Origin of the sequence: Butyricimonas sp., assembly GCF_019423355.1 — a bacterium.
In the GTDB taxonomy this organism is placed as follows: Bacteria; Bacteroidota; Bacteroidia; order Bacteroidales; family Marinifilaceae; genus Butyricimonas; species Butyricimonas faecihominis.
Map to the genome: position 1 here is coordinate 86,209 of NZ_JAHZBP010000005.1, position 17,006 is coordinate 103,214.

Here is a 17,006-nt window from a genome sequence, read left to right on the forward strand (position 1 = left end):
TCAATAAAATTCGTTAGAGAGGATATGAATTGAAAAATATGAACATTTTTAATGGATAGAATAAGTTAAACGCAAAAAAAGAGAACTATGAGAAAATTATCTTTGATAACGAGTGGAGTTATTTTGATGCTCTCTTTCTTGATGGTGGGGTGTAATACCATGAAGAAGTTGGAGAGAGAGGCCATCGAAACGGCAATTGTGGGGAAAGTTTCTCCTCAGCAGTTGACTGCGGTGGATGGGGTTGTGAATTTTAATTATAATATTGCTTTTGCTCCCAAGCAGTTTTATAAAAAGTTAATTTTGAAAGTGACTCCTAAAATGCAATATCCCGGTGGGGAAGAAGCGATGGAACCGCTTTATTTCCAAGGTGAGAAGGTGAAGGGAACAAATTATCCGGTGGTGGAATATAAAGGAAACACGCTGGGAACTTATAATTTATCATTCCCTTATCGTGACGGTATGCAAAAAGGGGTACTAATCGCTGATATTGAGGCGATCATGGGAAATAAAACTGTTGAGTTTACTCCGGCTATATTAAATACGAATGGGGTAAAGGAATGGAAAACATATATGTATTCTCTACCGAACAATCCGGATGCAATTCCTTTGTTTACTGAAACTTTTGTGAAAGATGTTCCGGCAACAGGTGTGGGAATCATTAGCGGGTATGTGTTATTCCCGTTATCTAAATCAGTGATTACAGATGCGCAGAAAAAATCGTCTGTCATGGCACAGGCTGCTCAAGAAATGAAGAAAATTCTGGCAGACAAAAATGCCAAGATTACCAATATGTTAATGTACGTTTCCAGCTCCCCGGAAGGACCGGAAAGATTAAACAAGAACTTGACCACGAATCGTTTCAATACGGCCAAGGCTTATTTCATGAAAGATTTAGGATTGGCTAACACGCCGATGGCAAAAGATACTAAATTTATCGTTTCCAATACGGTGAGCGAGAATTGGGAAGGTCTGTATATGTTGTTGAATGATTCCAACTTAAAGAATAAAGCACAAATCGTGAAGGATTTGCAGAATGCCCCGAATTTACAGAAACGGGAGGCTGTTTTGGAATCATATATTAAGACTGTACCGGAATTGAAAGATGTGATTCTTCCGACATTGCGGCGGGCTGATTTCTACGTTTTCTATACCGTGCCCGAAGTGATGCAGGTGGAGGATCAGGTGACAACTTATTACGTACCTCAATTACAAGAGATTTCAGTTTTGTCAGCTCGTACGGATGTAAATTTGTTGAATGATTTGGCTGTCATCGCTATCCGTAACAAGGATTACAGAAAAGCTAAAAAGTTACTGGAATCGGCAGCTGTAATTAATCAAAAACCGGAAGTGCTGAATAATCTTGGGATTGTTTATCAAAATGAAGGGAATAATACTCAGGCTAAAGATATGTATACGAAAGCGTCTATAAAGAATGAGGCGAAGTATAACTTGGGTATGTTGTTATTGAAAGATAAAGAGTATAATAAAGCTATTCCTTACTTGAAAGCGATGCCGAATGTGAATCTGGCTTACGCTCAGTTGATGGCTAATGATAATCGTGCTGCCTTGGAGACTTTGAAGAAGTTGAATCTGACAGAAGGGTACGAGTATTACATGATGGCCGTGGCTGCAGCAAGAGTAAAAGATGTACAGGCAATGGCTGTTGCTTTACAGAAAGCTATACAACTTGACCCGCAATTGAAAGAGAGGGCAAGTACTGATAAAGAATTTTATCCTTACGCTCAAGAAAGTATTTATTTGGATATTGTTGATTAAAATTGTTTGACTTTGCATTTTAAATCGGGCCGTAGCGAGAGCTACGGCCCGATTTGTTACAAGTTTGCAAGTTACAAGTTATGGCGAACCTGTAACCTGTTAACTTGTAACTTTGTGAAACAATTTATTGTTTTACAAAACCTTGTCCGGATTCTGTTTGATGAAGTCACCCCAGTCCTTGCATTTGGAGTTTCCCGTGGTGGGTAAGTTGCCTTGTAGGTGGTGGCAATAGGCGATGGCGATGGCATCCGTTTCATCCAAGGTGGAAATGGTGGTCGGTATAGTCATGAATTTGCCTAGCAAAAGGGCGATCTGCTCTTTGGAGGCCTCTCCTGTTCCCGTGATGCTCATTTTAATTTTCTTCGGGGCATATTCGAAAATGGGAATATTCCGTTGTAGAGCGGCTGCGATGGCTACACCTTGTGCCCGTCCGAGTTTCAGCATAGACTGGATGTTCTTACCGTAGAATTGTGATTCGATGGCCAATTCGTCCGGATGGTAAGAATCAATGACTTGCAGTGTGCGTTGAAATACTCTTTGCAGTTTGAGATACGGATCGGTCATTTTTTTCATGTCAACGACTCCCGACACGACAAGTTCCGGTTTGCAATTCTTTCCGGTTGTCCTAAGAATTGCATATCCCATGAAGTTTGTACCGGGGTCTATCCCCATGATTAGTTTTTCCATCTATCAGTTTTAGATTACAAATATAGCGAAAATTTGCCTGAATCTTGATTATTCTATCTCTTCGAGTGTCGTGCTGAAATATAAAAGGTTCTCTCCGAACACATCTACCAGCATGTGCAATAACCTGTCCTTGTAGTTTTCTATAAAGATGGCGTATTCTTCGGCAGAAGGGAATATGAGTTGTAGAGATAGGGACAGGCCTTCTCCTTCACGAATCATGACACGGGTAAATAGTATGTCATTACAAAGGTTTTTACCTTTGAGATAAGCGATGTACCCACCCCGGATGACCTGAATGAATTCTTCTGCAATGTTTTCGTCAATACTGAATGTCGTGTTGTATATAAAGCGCATATTAAGCTAAAAGATAAAAACTAAGGGCTAAAGGATAAAGTTAAAAACTAAAAGATAAAAGATCCGTGAAGGATTAACTTTTATCTTTTAGTTTTCAGTTTTTATCTTATATAGTCGGTACCCATAAACCCACGGAGTACATCCGGTACCCGGATACCTTCCGGAGTCTGGTTGTTCTCCAGCAAGGAGGCCACGATTCTCGGTAATGCTAGGGCGCTACCGTTCAGTGTGTGTACCATGGTCGTTTTCTTGTCTCCCTTATCCCGGAAACGTAGTTTCAGACGGTTTGCCTGATACTCTTCGAAATTGGAAACAGAACTGACTTCCAGCCAACGATCCTGTGCTTTTGAATATACTTCAAAATCGAAGGTTAGGGCAGAGGTGAAGCTCAAATCACCACCGCATAGACGTACGATACGATAAGGTAATCCTAACTTGATTAACAGTCCTTCCACGTGTTTTACCATACCGTCGAGAGCCTCGTAAGACATTTCCGGGCGGGTGATCTGCACGATCTCTACTTTATCGAACTGGTGCAGGCGGTTCAACCCGCGTACGTCTTTTCCGTATGATCCGGCTTCCCGGCGGAAACAGGCGGAGTAAGCCGTGTTCTTGATCGGTAACTGGTCTGCATCCACGATCATATCCCGGTAAAGGTTGGTTACAGGCACTTCTGCCGTGGGGATAAGATATAGTTTGTCCTCGTTCACGTAATACATCTGTCCGTCTTTATCGGGCAACTGACCGGTACCGAAGCCAGAATCTTCATTAACGACAAGCGGGGGCTGCACTTCTTGATAGCCCGCTTTGGTGTTTTCTTCCAAGAAGAAGTAGATCAAGGCTCTTTGTAAACGGGCTCCCAACCCTTTGTAGACGGGGAATCCGGCACCCGTGATCTTCACACCTACTTCGAAATCAATCAACTGATACTTTTTCGCCAGATCCCAGTGGGGAAGTTGTCCTTCTTCATGGGCAGGCACGTTATCACAGATTTTCACGATCACGTTGTCCGCATCACTCTTTCCGGGAGGTACGGAGTCATGTGGTAAATTCGGTAAACGAACGATGAGTGAGTTCAACTCGTTCTGGGTGCTATTATGTTGGGCAGTCAAGGCTGCAATCTCTTCTTTCAGACGGGTTGTATTAGCCCTTGCTTGCTCGGCTTCCTTTTTTTTCCCTTCTTTCATCAAGGAACCGATTTGCTTGGAGATGCTATTCATTTCGGATTGCTTGTTATCCGATTCTTTTTGTAAATTCTTTCTCTCGTTGTCGAGAGCGATAATCTTCTCAACTAATTCCTTGGCATCAAAGTTTTTCACGGCTAATTTCCGAATGACCGTGTCTTTGTTTTCCTGAATAAATTTAAGGTTTAGCATCTCTGGTAATTTTAAATTTTAGATTTTAATTTTAAATCATCGAAACGGGAACACGGATGTTCTTGTTTCGAGGCGTAAAAATAAAAAAAACTCCTGTACTTTGTAAGGACAGGAGCTTAAATATATTCATTTTTCTACTTATTCAGCGATAGCCTCAATAGAAACGTAAGATTTGTTGTCTTGTTTTTTTCTGAAAACAACTTTTCCGTCGATCAATGCGAATAAGGTATGATCTCTACCGATACCCACGTTTAATCCCGGGTTGTGTACTGTTCCTCTTTGACGAACGATGATATTACCTGCTTTAGCAAATTGTCCGCCGAATACCTTTACTCCTAATCGTTTACTTTCTGATTCACGACCGTTCTTAGAGCTACCGACTCCTTTCTTGTGTGCCATATCGTTTTAAATTTTAGAAGTTACAAAATAAATTAAGCGTTGATAGCTTCGATTTGAATCTGGGTCATACATTGACGATGACCGTTTTTCTTACAATATCCTTTTCTTCTCTTTTTCTTGAAAACTATTACTTTGTCAGCTTTCAGGTGAGATAATACTTTTGCCGTAACTTTAGCTCCTTCTACAACCGGAGTTCCGATTTTGATGTCACCTTCGTTGTCTACTAAAAGCACCTTGTCGAATTCAACTTGAGCGCCTTCTTCTGCAGTCAGTCTGTGAACATAGACTTTACGGTCTTTTTCAACTTTGAATTGTTGTCCTGCGATTTCTACAATTGCGTACATTGTTCTATTTCATTATTAAGTTAATACCGTGGGGTGGGATTCTTCCACTTGTTGTACCCCTGAGGTTAAATTTTCGCTCGGCAAAAGTAATAATTGTTTTTGTACGAACCAATAGTTTACCGAAGTTTTATCAATAATTTTATCTTTCCTCAAAAAACACTAACTTTGACGGGATTTCAGAAAACAGAATGGTTATGAAATATATTGCACGGCTGATATTGAAGATATTCGGGTGGAAACTCAAGGGTGGTTTGCCTGAGGATAAAAAAGCGGTGGTTATATCCGTACCGCACACTTCCATCATGGATTTTATCTGGGGAAAGCTGACTTTTATAAGTCAAGGAGTTCCTACTTATATTTTGATGAAAAAGGAGTTTTTCTTTTTCCCGTTGGGACCGATATTGAGGGCTTTGAACGTGATTCCTGTTGATCGGGGAAATAAGGAGAATCATATCGTGGAGAGAATGGTGGAGGAATTCAAAAAACGGGATGTAATGTATTTGACCATAACCCCGGAGGGAAGCCGGAAGAAACGGAAGAAATGGAAAAAGGGATTTCTGGTGATTGCTAAGGAGGCCGGGGTTCCGGTGTATCTGGGACGTATTGATTACAAGGATAAATATTGCACGTGGGGCCCCCGGTTTGAACCGACGGGTGATCCGGATGCGGATTTGAAATACATCATGTCAACATACAAGGATGCGAACCCGCGTCACCCGGAAAACTTTTCCGCGGGTGATTAAAAGAAATTAGTATTATAAATAAATAGTATATATGAATGTTGCGATCGTACAGGCACACTTGGAATGGGAGAATGTGCCGGTGAACCTGAAGCTTTTTAACAAGCGGATAGCGGCGATAGAAGGAGCTAACGTGATCGTTTTACCCGAGATGTTCGCATCGGGGTTTACCATGAAAGGGAAAGAGCGGGTGGCACCTTTTTACGAGGCTGTTTACCAGTGTATGCAGGAATGGGCCAGAGAAAAGGATGCGTTGATCATGGGATCGACTGTTTATTTCGAGGATGAACATTACTACAACCGTCTGCTGGTGGCTTTCCCGGATGGTAAAATCTTGCATTATGACAAGAAACACTTGTTCACGATGGGAGAGGAGAAAGAGCATTTCACGGCAGGAGACGAGTTGTTGGTGTTTGATTATCAGGGGGTGAGAATAGCTCCATTTATTTGTTATGATTTGCGTTTCCCCGTGTGGAGTCGTAACACGTGCGGGTACGATCTGGCCGTGTACGTGGCCAACTGGCCGGAAGCGAGAAGACAACCGTGGCAGATCTTGTTGATGGCTAGGGCAATTGAGAATCAATGTTACGTGATCGGGGTGAACCGAGTGGGCGAGGACGGGGTTGGCTTGAGTTACTCCGGTGATTCAGCGGTCATCTCTCCTAAAGGGGACGTGCTGGTCGCTTGCGAACCTTTTGCCGACGAGGTGAAACAGGTGGATATTGATTTGAAAGCTTTACGGGAATTTCGTGAGAAGTTCCCCGTGTTGGAAGATCGGGATGAATTTACAATTGAAGATTAATAATAACAGCTAAAAGTAAAGCATGAAAAGGATGTTTTTGGCAATAATCGGATTAAGTATGATGTTCGATTTAAGCGCTCAAAAGAAGGTTTTAACCATGGAAGAGGCCGTGGTAGGGTATCATTTATATCCCCGGTCCAAGTATATTCAATGGCAAGGCGACAAGAATCAGTTGACCTATCTGGACCGGGAAGGTTTGATGGGTGAGTCTGTTAATAAAGGTGAAAAGAGTGTGCTGCTCACTGTGGCGGAATTGAATAGTATTTTGGGAGCCGAGTTGAGAGGATTCCCTAATTTTTCTTGGTTGGATGATAACACTTTGGTGATAGCTCGTCAAGGGAGTATCTACCATATTGATGTTGCTAAGAAACAAGTGAAACAGAAATTTACTTTCCCGAAAGGGGCTGCTAACGAGACTTATTCTAAAGCGGGTAATATGTATGCTTACACGATCGATAATAACTTGTATTACATGGACGAACGTGGGAATAGTTATACCGTTACCGCAGACGAGGACAAGAATATCGTGAACGGGCAGGTGGTTAGCCGGAATGAATTCGGAATTACGGGTGGTATTTTTTGGTCTCCGGACGGAAAGAAACTGGGATTTTACCGTAAAGACGAAAGTCAGGTAACGAATTTCCCGTTGCTAGATATCAATACCCGCACGGGCGAGTTAAAGGAGATTAAGTATCCCATGGCAGGAATGAAATCCGAGTTGGTGAGTCTTGGGGTTTATGATATAGCTTCTGCTAAGACGACTTTTTTGGATGCGAATGATTTTGGTCGTGAACAATACCTGACGGGAATTACTTGGGCTCCGGAGTCTGATATGGTATATGTTCAGGTGCTTAACCGGGGACAAAATCATATGCGTTTGAATAAATATGATGCGTCAACGGGTAAATTGATCGCTACCTTATTCGAGGAAAAGTCCAATACTTACGTGGAACCGCAAAGCGGTTTGGTATTCTTGGCTAACAACCCGAAACAATTTATTTATTCTACGAATAACCGGGATGGATTCATGAACCTTTACCTGCACGATGTGAACGGTAAATTAATTCGTCGTCTAACAGATGTGGATGCAGACGTGGAATTCGTGGCTATTGATCCTGCTGGGAGATATGTATATTATCTTTCATCGGAAATCTCTCCGGTGGAGAAACAACTTTTCCGGGTAGAGGTAAAGAGCGGGAAGAAAAACCGTTTGACAACGGAAGAAGGATGGCACAATATCACGATGAGTGGTGACTGTGCTTATTTCGTTGATAATTATAATAGCATCAAAGTACCTCGTAACGTGGATCTGACGATGAATACCGGAAAGGTTGTACGTCGTTTGCAGGAAGTGGAGAACCCGAATAAGGATTATAATTTCGGGGAGATCACGTTGGGTAAGATTAAGGCAGATGATGGTAGTGATTTATACTATCGTTTGATTAAACCGATGGATTTTGACCCGAACAAGAAATATCCCGTGATTCATTACGTGTATGGTGGGCCTCATTCACAGTTGGTAACCAATACGTGGAATGCTTCCTTGCGGATGTGGGAAATGTATATGGCTCAACATGGTTACGTGGTATTCGTGATCGATAATCATGGTACGCCGAACCGCGGTAAGGCTTTCGAGGATGTTATTCACCGTCAATGCGGACAGGTTGAAATGAAAGATCAGGTGAAGGGAATCGAGTGGTTGAAATCTTTCCCGTGGGTGGACGCGAATCGTATCGGGGTTCATGGTTGGAGTTACGGTGGTTTCATGACCATTTCGTTGATTACTAATTATCCTGACATTTATAAAGTGGCCGTTGCCGGAGGTCCCGTAATCGACTGGAAATGGTATGAAGTGATGTACGGGGAACGTTACATGGATACCCCGCAGGAGAACCCGGAAGGATATGCTAAAACGAGCTTAATCGCCAAGGCAAAAGATCTGAAAGGTAAGTTGTTGATCTGCCAGGGAGCTGTTGACCCGGTTGTGGTTTGGGAACAGAGTTTGAGCTTTATCCGGGAGTGTATCAAGAATAACGTGCAGGTGGATTACTTCCCTTACCCGTGTGCCGAGCATAACGTGATGGGACGGGATCGGATTCATCTGATGCAGAAAGTAACGAATTATTTCGAGGATTATTTGAAATAATTGAAAATGGAGAATTGAAAATGGGAGGGTGTGTCAAAAGGTATTTCAGCTCTCCCTCTGTTTATAGAGGGAGTACCCCGAAGGGGGGAGGGAGTTTGAAAAATGCCTTTTGACACACCCTCTCCATTTATAGTATCTTTTCGTAAAGGCAGAATTTGTGTAGTCCGTAGTCACCCAAGCCTAAATCAACTGTGTCGATATAGTTAAAGCCGAATTTTTCATATAGTTTGATGGCGGGAATGTTGTTCTCGTATACATCGAGCCGGATCGCTTTCATGTGTAGCTTTTTTCCTAGCTCACAGGCAAAAGAGATTAGTTTTTTTCCTACACCCGCTTTTAGGAAATCGGGGTGAACCACGAGTGTGTGAATCACGAATATTTTGCTGTAATCTGACTCTATTCCCCAAGGTGCTTGACCGTATGCCGGTTCCGGATGATGATTTAAAATGATTGAACCGATAATTCGTCCTTCCAGCCTTACCACGTAAAGGTGCTGTTCGTTAATTCCAGTTTCTGCGATTTGCCGAACGGGATATACCCCTTTGATCCATCCGGGGTGATTTATATCCGAGTCCAGAAAATCATTTAAATCATCGTATAGCCGTGCCAGTTCATCAATATCTGCGTGTACACCTTTTTCAATAACCATTTTCGTCGTTTTTAAATATACAGACAAAGATAAATAAATTACTATCTTTGTACCGAATTTGAAAAGTCATTTTCAATTTTCATTTTTCAACTTTCAATTGTTTAGTCATGCGTATCGATATATTAAGTGTAGTGCCGGAATTGCTGGAAAGCCCTTTGAATCACTCGATTATTAAACGGGCGAAAGAAAAGGGAATCGTGGAAATCCATATTCACAACATTCGGGATTGGTCGAAAGATAAACACCGGAAGGTGGATGATTATTCTTTCGGGGGTGATGCCGGGTTAGTGATGGCAGTTCAGCCTATTTTTGATTGTATCAACGAGTTGACTTCCCAGCGGCATTATGACGAGATTATCTATACGGCTCCGGATGCTCCTGTTTTTAACCAGAAGACGGCAAACGAATTGTCGTTGAAAGAGAATATCATGATTCTTTGCGGACACTACAAGGGGGTGGACCACCGGGTGCGTGAACATCTAATTACGAGGGAAATATCCGTGGGTGATTACGTGTTGACGGGCGGTGAGTTACCTGCCTGTATCATGACGGATGCCGTTGTACGCCTGTTGCCGGGAGCCATGGGGGATGAAACTTCTGCCTTGACCGATTCTTTTCAAGATAACTTGTTAGCCCCGCCTGTATACACGCGTCCTGCTGAATTTAACGGGTGGCGGGTACCGGAAGTTCTGTTATCCGGTAATCATGCCTTGATTGACGAATGGCAGGAGCAACAAGCATTGGAACGGACGAGGGCTTTGCGTCCGGATTTGCTGGATGAATAGTTGTGGGCTTTGTGTGTAAATCCCGCTTATTTTGGCAGAGGTCGTCTATATTAAGGAGTACTATTGTATCAAAATGAACGTTTTTACACAATAGTACCCCCTCTGGTAAACTCTAATAATAATCCATTTATTTAATGATAACTATAATCATAGAGTCCAGCACAACACTATAACCTTCATTGCTGATTCGTAAGGATATGATATACTTACCTTGAGGAACGGTGTGATTCCATGGTAATTGAATAATCCCTTTCTGAACCGCGGAAAACTGGCTTAGAATTTCCGGGCCATTATGATCCGAGTCGATTCTTTCAATCGAATAACGGATGGGGTTCGTGCCTTGTACTCCTTCAAGAGATTGGCTTTGCCAAGGGATCTCAAATTTCTTCCTGTGAGCGTCGTCATCATTGGCCTCATCGAGATATGCCTTGAACACCACTGAATCGGGATTGTATTTTGCATTATGCGTGAACAAGTACCCGACTTTTACGTCTTTACACCCGCCATATAATAGGGCGGAAAGTAATATCATTATCCATATATATTTCATACGATTCGTTTTATAGTTCAACCCATGTAAATCTGTTTGACAGGGAATGTACCACCCCGTTATTTGTCTCTATGTCAGCCGAAGCAATGCTTGCCATCTGCCCGCTGATTTCGGCATGAATTTTTAGCCCCTCCGCTCCGATGTCGGGGATTCCGTTAAACTCGGATTGGGTACGATATACCCGGAGCTTGACGTTATTCAAGGAATACACTTCCGTTCCTCCCGTGAGTGTCCATTTTACCTCGTAATCGAACGTCTCTTTCATCTTTTTCCCTTCGACTAGGTAAGCGAGAATCATATCCCTGACCAGTTCAACGGGTATTTCCCGGATGGAATGATAGATTGTCTCTCCGGTCTGTTCGAGAAAGAATTTTCGGATACTCATGTTCGTGGGGCCGAAAAACGTGATTTCCTTGTAATCAGGATTTGTTCCCTCGAAAATATCGGTTAATCCCGCGTATTCAATGGCAACGACGATCGAATCCCAGTTGTTGTGATCACTTCTCAAATAGTCCATCATCGAGCAATCGTGATAACCGTCCGCCAGTCCGGTGTCATGCTGGTAATCTTTTTCACAGCTCGCGAGAAGGGTGACGGTAATGCATATTAGTAGTATTGTTCTCATCTTATTTTGTTTAAATTGCGAATCCATTTCTTTTCCAGTAAATATTTTGCGTCATTTTGGTGTTGTTTTGGAAGGCATCAAAAGAGATCGGGAAGAATAAAGCCCCGTCTTTCACGTCTTGGTCGGAGAGGGTTTTGAATTTACCCCTGAGTTTTTCACGGAATGTCCTGTTACGGACAATATCAAAATATCTCGTGCATATCCCTTCGAGAAATAATTCTTTGTCTCTTTCTAGTGCAATTGCCTCTTCCAAGTTTTCATCCGGGGTATATTCTTTTGCCCCGGCTCGTTTCCTGATCACGTTCAAGTCGGCTATTGCTCCCGGAATATCACCGGATTTCGCTCTCATTTCAGCCCGGAGCAGGTATATATCCGCGAGACGAATCAGGATTTCATTCAGGTCATATCCCAAGAGTTTACCGAGTTGGCTGCCACTCGTGTGCAGTAGCGGTCTTCTGAACTTGTAAATATACGCCGCACCTTGTGTGATCGAGGTTTTTATTTCTGCCATGGAATCCAGCTTGTAGAAATATTCTTCCCGTCTTTTGTCATTCCTATCCGGAAACATGGCCATGGCGCTCTCGTTATTCAAACGGAGCAAGGTTCTCCTTGTCGAGGGGGTGGCGTTCGGGTCTGCCGGCCATTTTTGTGTGATACCCGGCAAACCATTCCCGGACCGATTGACCGCTTCGGGGTTTAGGAAATCGATTTCAAGAATACCTTCTTGACTATTGCCGGGTAACACGATTTCGCAGATTTCATGAGGATTGTTTACTAGCGAGTAGTCACCGGATTGGATGACCTCGGTTGCTGCCTCGATACCTTTCTGGTAATATTCCGTTTCCTCCCCGAATCCGGCCAGCCAAGCGTAAGCATGAGCGAGAATGGCAAATGCCGTTCCTCTTGAGGGGATTTGTTTGCTTGTCACTGGGATGTTATTGGCATCCTTCATCTCGTTCACCGGGGGTAATAATTTCGTGGCCTCAACGAGATCATCTATCACGACTTCCATGATTTCCCGCCACGGGGTTACGGCTTTTTCACCAACATCTTCTTCGTTCGTGATTAACACGGCATCGCCCCACGTGCGTAGAACATAGAAATACAGGTAAGCCCGTATCGTCAGCGCTTGTCCTTTGTAGTAATTGATGCGTTCTTCGGGTATCTTTGCCCGGTGAATGTTGCCTAAAATGAAATTGCACATCCCGATCGCTTGGTACTCGCCACGCCAGCTTGGAGCTGTTGTTATGTCCATATCCTTCTGTAACTCGTTGTCCGAGATATTTCTCCAGATCAAACCGAGATAATCAAACGGGAGACCCCTGTCCCGGTAAAGTCGTGTTTCAACGTATCCTCCCCAAGATCTGAACATGACGTGAAGTTCATACACGGCAGACGCGACGTCTTTTTCCGTTTTCCAGAAATTCGTGTTCGTGACGAGAGTTTCGGGCTCTTCGTTCAAGAAATTCTTGAACATATCATTGCAACTCGCTAACGGGAGCAATAGCAAAATTATATATATCCGTTTTTTCATGTGTTTATAAATTTAAAGTTAACCCTAGTGTATATCTTGTCGCTAGGGGGTAGTTGTTGTTCGAGTCAACCCCGGTAACGATGTCTATGGATTCCGGATCGGGGCTTGAAGAATTGGTGATGGTAAACACGTTCTCCACGGACATGAACACACGGGCGTAATGTTTGGATTGTTTCGGGAATACGGGTAGCGTGTACCCGATTGAGATACTTTTTAGTTTCAAATAATTGATTTTTTCCACGTTACTTTTCAAATTCGTGGCGAAATTATTCTTCCCGTTCTCTAGTTCGTTGATCGGAAAATCGGTATTGTCACCGGGTTTCTGCCAGAAAGAAACCTTGTCAAGATCGGCTAGAATCGGGACCATCATTTCTGCCGTGTTTGCTCTCAGGATCGTACCGACAGAAGCTCCTCTTCCCGCGTTCAAAACGTGTCTTCCCAGCTTGTAAGAGAATAACAGGTTTACATCAATCCCTTTCCATTTGAGTGTCGTGGCAATCCCTCCAAATGCGAGCGGGAGAGGGGACCCCCCGTATACCCGGTCTTCCAAAAGCGGAACCATGGTTGCAACCTGTCCATTCCCGTCGACATCCTGTATTCGTCGGTCACCGGGAGTGTAAATCTGGTTTCCCAAGGACGATAGATATTTCCGTCTGCCGTTGACATAGTAGAGTGGCACTTCATCTTGTGAATTATAGTATCCTTGGTCGTTATAGACGTAAATTCCATTCAACGGTTTCCCGATGATGTTTAGATTATGTTTGCTTGCTAGATTCGTGAAGTCCATGCCATTGTTACTTTTTTCAAATCGGTTCCAGTTGCGGGCAATATTAAAACTGAAATCCCAGTGCAGTTTTTCCGATCGAACGAAGTCTGCCTTGATTTGTAGTTCAATTCCTTGATTCGAGATCGCGTAAGCATTTTGCCATTGGGATATGTAGGCATTATAATCTCCCGGTAGGGTGACTTGCGCCAATAGCTTGTCCGTGTATCGATAGTAATAGTCAAGTTCGAAACTCAGCCTGTTACCGAAAAACTCCAAGTCCAGTCCCGCGTCAAATTGTTTGGTTTCCTCCCAGCTTAATTTGGGATTTATTAATCCGTCCGGCCAGTAAGGGGTTATGGTTTGGTTCCCGTGAAAAGGAACGTTGTTGACTATTAACACCCCGAAAGCGAAATAAGGATATTCAAATTGTTTCCCGGATTTCCCGTAACTTAATCGGACTTTCCCGAAATCCAGAAAATCTCGGGCCCAATCCATGTACGGTTCCTCGGTGAACGTGTAGGCAATAGCGTATGATGGGAATGTTCCCCAGCGTGTGTTTTCCCCGAACTTTGAGCTGGCATCCCTTCTGAGCGTGACGGAGAGGAAATACTTCTGTTTGTAGTTGTAGGCTACCCGTCCGAACATACCTACCATCGTGCTTCTTTCTAGGCTGGAATTGAAATCCTTTAATTGCAGGTCTTTCTCGGTGTCATACACGTTACCGCTCCACGTGACGTATTGTATCAGGTTACTTGGTGCGCCTTTGCCGTATCCGCTCTTGTCCTTGGCGATGTCTCCTTGGAACGAGAGACCGAAAAGGAGGTCAACACTATGATTGTCAGCGAAAATCTTGTTGTAGGAGAGTAGATTCTCGTTTAACCACATCATCTTGATCGTGTTGTTGCCTGCCGAGTAGCTGTTGAGATCCGTGTTCAGGTCGGAGGGAATGAATATATTTTGGTCTTGCATGGAGAAATCGACAGCGAGAGACGATTTCAGTTTCAAGCCTTCCACGATCGTGTACGCCAGATCGAACGACGATCTTAACCTGTAAGATTCATTTTTCTCCTTAATCTCGTTGAAACGTCGGACCGTTTCATCAAAAGCCTTCGTTCCCGGACCGGGCATGAGGGTAGAGGTCGAGAGCAATTCATCCGGAATGGTTTCCAAGTCACTCCTGTCATTGGAGAAATTGTAGGCATCATGCCCTTTGCCCGCCCTGTTTCGTCCGGTACGAGCCAAGTAAAAACGGATGTTACTTTCAACGCTCTCGGAGGGTTTGATAAACAAGTTGGTGATGAGTTTAACCCTGTTAAATCCCGTGTTTCGCAGCACGCCTGTTTCCGAGTAATATCCTAGTCCGACGTGATAAGCGATCGTGTTGGAGCCTCCCGATATTTGGATATTGGCATCGGTTACTTTCCCGGTTCTGAAATAGTAATCGAACAAGTTCGTGGAATTGTTGTAGAATTTGTTCAAACTATCTTGCACGATGGGAAGATCCAGTCCATCACCGTTGTTCCAGAATAAATTGTAGTTCTTGTTGTTTTTGTAAGAATCTTCGTAGGATTGAACAGGGCGGTACATGTTCGTTTCTTCATCATAAACGGACTCCCGGTAATTTTCCATGGCTTGCATCCTGTGTCTTCGTTCCCTGTTTCCCGTGGTAATATCCGGTAACGAGGGGCGAGTAACCCATGTTTGGGATATATTTACCGTGAACGTGGGAGCTTGATTCCGGTGTCCTTTTTTGGTGGTCACGATAATTACCCCGTTTGCCGCACGAGAACCGTAAATTGCCGCGGAGGCAGCATCTTTTAATATTTGGATGGACTCGATGTCCTTGGTGTCGATCTCGGCAATCGTGTTTAGCCCGGTAAGCTCGGAGGTGTAGCTGAACATGGGAACCCCGTCAATAATCCATAACGGGTCTGAGGTGATACGTTCTTTCTCTACAGCCAACGAGTTATATCCCCGGATAACGATGGGGGAACCGCCACCACCGGGGGCTCCTGTCATGTTCGTGACATCCACCCCGGCCGCCCGGCCTTGTAAAAGGTTATTGATAGAAGGGGAGGGGAGATCCTTGATCTCGTCAGCCTTCACGACAGACATGGAACCGACACGATTACGGCGTGATTGTTCCCCGTAGGCGATGACTTGTACTTCATCAAGCTCGGACACGTCCTCTTCTAGAATGACATTCAGTAACGTGTCTGCCTTACTGAAAGGAAGCGTTTTTGTTTTATACCCGATAAAAGAAAAAACAAGACGTCCCTTGTTGAGCGGGAGGAATATCCGGTAATTCCCGTTATTATCCGAGGAGGTTCCTATCAGAGTGCTATCCAGTCGCACGGTGACACCGGGCAACGGTCCTTTTTTCTTGTTTAGGATTTTCCCCTTTATAAGATGTTTGACAATAGAATCCTGTTGGATCGGATTCGCTTGCAAAGGCTCGCTTTTTACCATCAAAGGGACGTAAGCGAAGAACGCAAAAAACATAATACTGGCTACACGCAAATTCAGGATAGATTTGCGCCGACAATCCATTTTTTTCATACTTTTGTATTTAAGTTAAGTGACAGGCGAATACGCTTGTCTCGTTTTTGTAAGAGGGTGTTCGAGCACCCTCTTTTTTAATTCAGAGTGAGATCTTACCCTCGTTTGGTGGTGGGCGTATTTTTAAAGATTTTGACAATTTGTGTTGATACTGCATTTTATGTAATATTTGAGTAAATAATTAATTCATATTAAGTTAAAACTTCTATATAATATCTTGTTGCTTCTTAATTAAATCGACAATACTCCCTAATAGCTGGGTGGATGGAGTCTAAAATATCCCTTTATTCGTACGTTAATTTCAAAATATGAAAACAGAGATAGATTTATATGTAATTGCTAAGGTACGTGAATATAGATTGATGGCTAAGCATACCCAAGAATCTCTTTCTTATACTTTAGGATATACTCGAACATTTATTAGTAATTTCGAAAATGGTCCTAAAAAATATAATATCAATCAACTAAATAAGATTGCTAAAGTTCTTAAATGTTCTCCTAAAGATTTTCTGCCACAAGACCCATTATAATTTATCAATAAAAAAAGAACTGTTATACCATTCTGTAAGTAGGTATCGGCAGACCCTTTCCAGCAGTTTGAATACAACAGTTCATACCAAAGTATGAAACTACTGTTACAACCCGCTGAAAAGTATTATTTTGCCGATTTTACTTACTAGGTCGATACAATAACTTCAAATATATTATGCGGACTCATCCGCACTTGATTTCTCAACTTCTGCAAATATATAATATATTTTTACAAAAATCAAATATTCTGCCATTTTATAGCTATGATGGTGTTGATCGGCTTGTAACTTTGGGTTCAGAGATGGTCAATACTTTCGCTAAAGTTGAACTATCCTTTCTTTTGATCATGAACATAGCATGAACATACCAAGTACATAGTATGA

The 17,006-nt window shown here is 43.0% G+C and carries 16 protein-coding genes; 6 read left to right on the top strand and 10 right to left on the bottom strand.

Annotation, left to right across the window (positions count from 1 at the left end):
- Window positions 1-87: 87 nt before the first annotated feature.
- The gene (locus QVC79_RS08360; RefSeq protein ID WP_270593355.1) at window positions 88-1,776 is read left to right on the top strand and encodes a tetratricopeptide repeat protein; all 1,689 of its coding nucleotides are present in this window, start codon (window positions 88-90) and stop codon (window positions 1,774-1,776) included.
- 132 nt (window positions 1,777-1,908) lie between these two features.
- Here the strand turns inward: QVC79_RS08360 and ruvC are convergent, their stop codons facing one another.
- From ruvC to rplU, 5 genes are all read right to left on the bottom strand, one after another.
- Window positions 1,909-2,463 carry a crossover junction endodeoxyribonuclease RuvC gene (gene ruvC / locus QVC79_RS08365; RefSeq protein WP_124318258.1) on the bottom strand — a complete coding sequence of 185 codons (555 nt, stop codon included), beginning with the start codon at window positions 2,461-2,463 and terminating at the stop codon, window positions 1,909-1,911.
- Window positions 2,464-2,511: 48 nt separating this feature from the next.
- Window positions 2,512-2,817 carry a DUF4286 family protein gene (locus QVC79_RS08370; RefSeq protein ID WP_270593356.1) on the bottom strand — a complete coding sequence of 102 codons (306 nt, stop codon included), beginning with the start codon at window positions 2,815-2,817 and terminating at the stop codon, window positions 2,512-2,514.
- Window positions 2,818-2,918: 101 nt separating this feature from the next.
- Window positions 2,919-4,193 carry a serine--tRNA ligase gene (gene serS / locus QVC79_RS08375; RefSeq protein WP_270593357.1) on the bottom strand — a complete coding sequence of 425 codons (1,275 nt, stop codon included), beginning with the start codon at window positions 4,191-4,193 and terminating at the stop codon, window positions 2,919-2,921.
- Window positions 4,194-4,331: 138 nt separating this feature from the next.
- A complete protein-coding gene (gene rpmA / locus QVC79_RS08380) occupies window positions 4,332-4,592 on the bottom strand; it encodes a 50S ribosomal protein L27 (protein ID WP_027200097.1) in 261 nt (86 codons plus the stop codon).
- A 32-nt stretch (window positions 4,593-4,624) separates the two neighbouring features.
- Entirely contained in the window at window positions 4,625-4,936 is a 312-nt protein-coding gene (rplU, locus tag QVC79_RS08385; protein ID WP_270593358.1) for a 50S ribosomal protein L21, read from the bottom strand.
- Between the two features lie 194 nt (window positions 4,937-5,130).
- Between rplU and QVC79_RS08390 the strand changes: the two genes are divergently transcribed.
- From QVC79_RS08390 to QVC79_RS08400, 3 genes are read left to right on the top strand one after another with little or no spacing between them, the layout of a single operon-like run.
- Window positions 5,131-5,679: a 1-acyl-sn-glycerol-3-phosphate acyltransferase gene (locus QVC79_RS08390; RefSeq protein ID WP_270593359.1), complete on the top strand. Its 549-nt coding sequence runs from the start codon at window positions 5,131-5,133 to the stop codon at window positions 5,677-5,679.
- Window positions 5,680-5,710: 31 nt separating this feature from the next.
- Complete coding sequence (locus QVC79_RS08395; RefSeq protein ID WP_124317054.1) at window positions 5,711-6,478, top strand: amidohydrolase; 768 nt, start codon at window positions 5,711-5,713, stop codon at window positions 6,476-6,478.
- 22 nt (window positions 6,479-6,500) lie between these two features.
- Complete coding sequence (locus QVC79_RS08400) at window positions 6,501-8,624, top strand: S9 family peptidase (RefSeq protein ID WP_270593361.1); 2,124 nt, start codon at window positions 6,501-6,503, stop codon at window positions 8,622-8,624.
- Window positions 8,625-8,751: 127 nt separating this feature from the next.
- Here the strand turns inward: QVC79_RS08400 and QVC79_RS08405 are convergent, their stop codons facing one another.
- Window positions 8,752-9,273: a GNAT family N-acetyltransferase gene (locus tag QVC79_RS08405; protein WP_270593362.1), complete on the bottom strand. Its 522-nt coding sequence runs from the start codon at window positions 9,271-9,273 to the stop codon at window positions 8,752-8,754.
- Window positions 9,274-9,380: 107 nt separating this feature from the next.
- On the opposite strand from QVC79_RS08405, the gene trmD reads away from it, so the two are divergent.
- Window positions 9,381-10,058, top strand: coding sequence for a tRNA (guanosine(37)-N1)-methyltransferase TrmD (gene trmD, locus QVC79_RS08410; RefSeq protein WP_087420418.1), 678 nt, complete (start codon window positions 9,381-9,383; stop codon window positions 10,056-10,058).
- A 127-nt stretch (window positions 10,059-10,185) separates the two neighbouring features.
- On the opposite strand, the gene QVC79_RS08415 is transcribed toward trmD, so the two are convergent.
- Genes QVC79_RS08415 through QVC79_RS08430 form a run of 4 tightly spaced genes read right to left on the bottom strand, consistent with a single transcriptional unit; the run spans window position 10,186 to window position 16,092 of the window.
- Window positions 10,186-10,608: a hypothetical protein gene (locus QVC79_RS08415; RefSeq protein ID WP_270593364.1), complete on the bottom strand. Its 423-nt coding sequence runs from the start codon at window positions 10,606-10,608 to the stop codon at window positions 10,186-10,188.
- Between the two features lie 10 nt (window positions 10,609-10,618).
- Complete coding sequence (locus QVC79_RS08420; protein ID WP_270593365.1) at window positions 10,619-11,233, bottom strand: fasciclin domain-containing protein; 615 nt, start codon at window positions 11,231-11,233, stop codon at window positions 10,619-10,621.
- 10 nt (window positions 11,234-11,243) lie between these two features.
- Window positions 11,244-12,767, bottom strand: a complete 1,524-nt coding sequence (locus QVC79_RS08425; RefSeq protein ID WP_270593366.1) for a RagB/SusD family nutrient uptake outer membrane protein — start codon at window positions 12,765-12,767, stop codon at window positions 11,244-11,246.
- Between the two features lie 4 nt (window positions 12,768-12,771).
- Window positions 12,772-16,092: a SusC/RagA family TonB-linked outer membrane protein gene (locus QVC79_RS08430; protein WP_270593368.1), complete on the bottom strand. Its 3,321-nt coding sequence runs from the start codon at window positions 16,090-16,092 to the stop codon at window positions 12,772-12,774.
- Between the two features lie 308 nt (window positions 16,093-16,400).
- Between QVC79_RS08430 and QVC79_RS08435 the strand changes: the two genes are divergently transcribed.
- Window positions 16,401-16,622 (top strand): helix-turn-helix domain-containing protein, encoded by a 222-nt coding sequence (locus QVC79_RS08435; RefSeq protein ID WP_124317061.1) that lies wholly within the window; start codon window positions 16,401-16,403, stop codon window positions 16,620-16,622.
- The last annotated feature ends 384 nt before the right edge of the window (window positions 16,623-17,006 follow it).